Raw genomic sequence first — 2,075 nt, forward strand, 5'->3', positions numbered from 1 at the left:
AGAAGAACTTACAAAAGAGAAATTTATAGAAAATCCATTTGGAGAAGGGAGAATGTATCGAAGTGGGGATTTAGTCAGATGGTTACCAGATGGTAATATAGAGTATTTAGGAAGAATAGATGAACAAGTTAAGATTAGGGGATATAGAGTTGAGATAAAAGAGATTGAAGAAGTACTCATTAAACAAGAAGGAATAGAAGATTCAGTAGTGATAGTAGAAGAAATGGGGAAAGGTAATAAAATTCTTCTAGCTTATACAGTAATGAAGGAAGCAAAGGAGTTAGATACAGTTAATTTAAAAGAAGATATAAGAAAAGAATTACCTGATTATATGATTCCTCAATATTTTAAAGCTATAGATAAAATACCTTTAAATGCTAATGGTAAACTTGATAAAAGGGTTTTACCTGAAATTGAATTTGAAAGACAAAAAGAATATGTGAAGCCAACAACTTTAACAGAAAAAAGACTTTGTGAAGTTTATAAAGAACTATTGAATATAGATAAAATTGGGAGAACAGATAATTTCTTTGAATTAGGTGGTCACAGTATTCTTGCTATGGAGCTTGTTAATTTAATAAAGGAAGATATGGGAAAAGATATAGCTGTTTCAAATATATTTGAATATTCAAGTGTAAAGGATTTAGCTAGCTTTATAGACTCTCTTCAGACAAAAGATTTTGACTCTATACCTTTAGCTGAAAAAGCATTAACTTATCCCATAACTTCTTCACCAAAGAGATTATTTACATTACAAGAGATGAATCCTGAGTCAACATCTTATAATATGCCTTTTGGAGTTGAAGTTAAGGGGAATTTTGATATTGAACTTTTATGTAAAACATATGAAGATTTAATAAAGCGTCATGAGATACTTAGAACTAGTTTTCATACGAAGGATGGAAATTTTATACAGAGAATAGATGAAGATGTTGTACCTGATATTAGTATTTTAGATTATTCAAAAGATATTAATAATGAATTATCTAAGAAAAAGATTATGAGAGAATTTGTAAAGCCTTTTAAAGTAGATAAAGCTTCTTTGATAAGATTAAGGTTAATTAAATTATCTGAAAATCATGGTTATATATTATTCGATACTCATCATATGATATCAGATGCTCTTAGTATGAAGATCTTTATAGAAGAGTTTGCAGCATTATATAATGGTGAGGAATTAGAAGATTTAAAAATTCAATATAAAGATTATAGTCAATGGGTAATTTCTAAAGATATTTCTTCTCAAGAAGAATATTGGAATAAAGTCTATGAAACTCCAGTAGAAGCTCTTAATTTACCTTATGATTCTTCAAGACCAAAGATTAAAAGCTTTAATGGAGATTTAATTACCATTGACTTAGAAGAAAAATTTACTAATAGAATACAGAGTTTTGCTAGAGAAAAAGATTTAACAGAGTATATGGTTTTACTTAGTGGTCTTATGATTACACTTCATCAATATAGCTATCAAGATGATATAGTTATTGGTAGTCCTATTACTGGAAGGATTCATAAGGACACAGAAAAAATGTTAGGTATGTTTGTGAATACCCTTGCTATAAGAGGATATCCAGAATCAGATAAAACTCTTGAAAAGTTTTTTGAAGAAATAAAGAATCATTGCTTGGGTGCTTATGAAAATCAAGAATATCCTTTTGAGAAATTAGTAGATAAGGTCATTGGCCAAAGAGATTCTAGTAGAAATCCATTATTTGATGTATCTTTTGCATTACAAAATGCTGCAGATTTTACTCTTGGATTTAATAATATGGAAGTTAAAGATGTTTTTTATAGCGAACTTTTGGCAAAGTTTGATATAGATATAGAAATGTCTTATAAAGAGAAAGGATATCATCTTAGTTGTATATATAATACCGATTTATTTAGAAGAAAAACTATTGAAGGTATGATGGATCATTTTATTAAGTTATTGTTAGTAATAACAGAGGATATGGAACAAAAGATTGGAGAATTGAATTCACTTACAGATGAAGAAAGGAATGAAATTACTAAAGTCTTTAATGATGTTGAAATAGATTATAATAAGGACCTCAATATTAAGGAAATATTTGAAA

Annotated in this window: 1 protein-coding gene; it reads left to right on the top strand. The window is 28.0% G+C overall.

From position 1 onward, the window contains the following. Nucleotides 1–2,075: condensation domain-containing protein (locus tag GOQ29_RS08550; RefSeq protein ID WP_203372234.1), on the top strand; the 2,075-nt coding region annotated here is incomplete at both ends.

Origin of the sequence: Anaeromonas gelatinilytica (genome assembly GCF_016820635.1) — a bacterium.
Taxonomy (GTDB): Bacteria; Bacillota; Clostridia; order Tissierellales; family SIT17; genus Anaeromonas; species Anaeromonas gelatinilytica.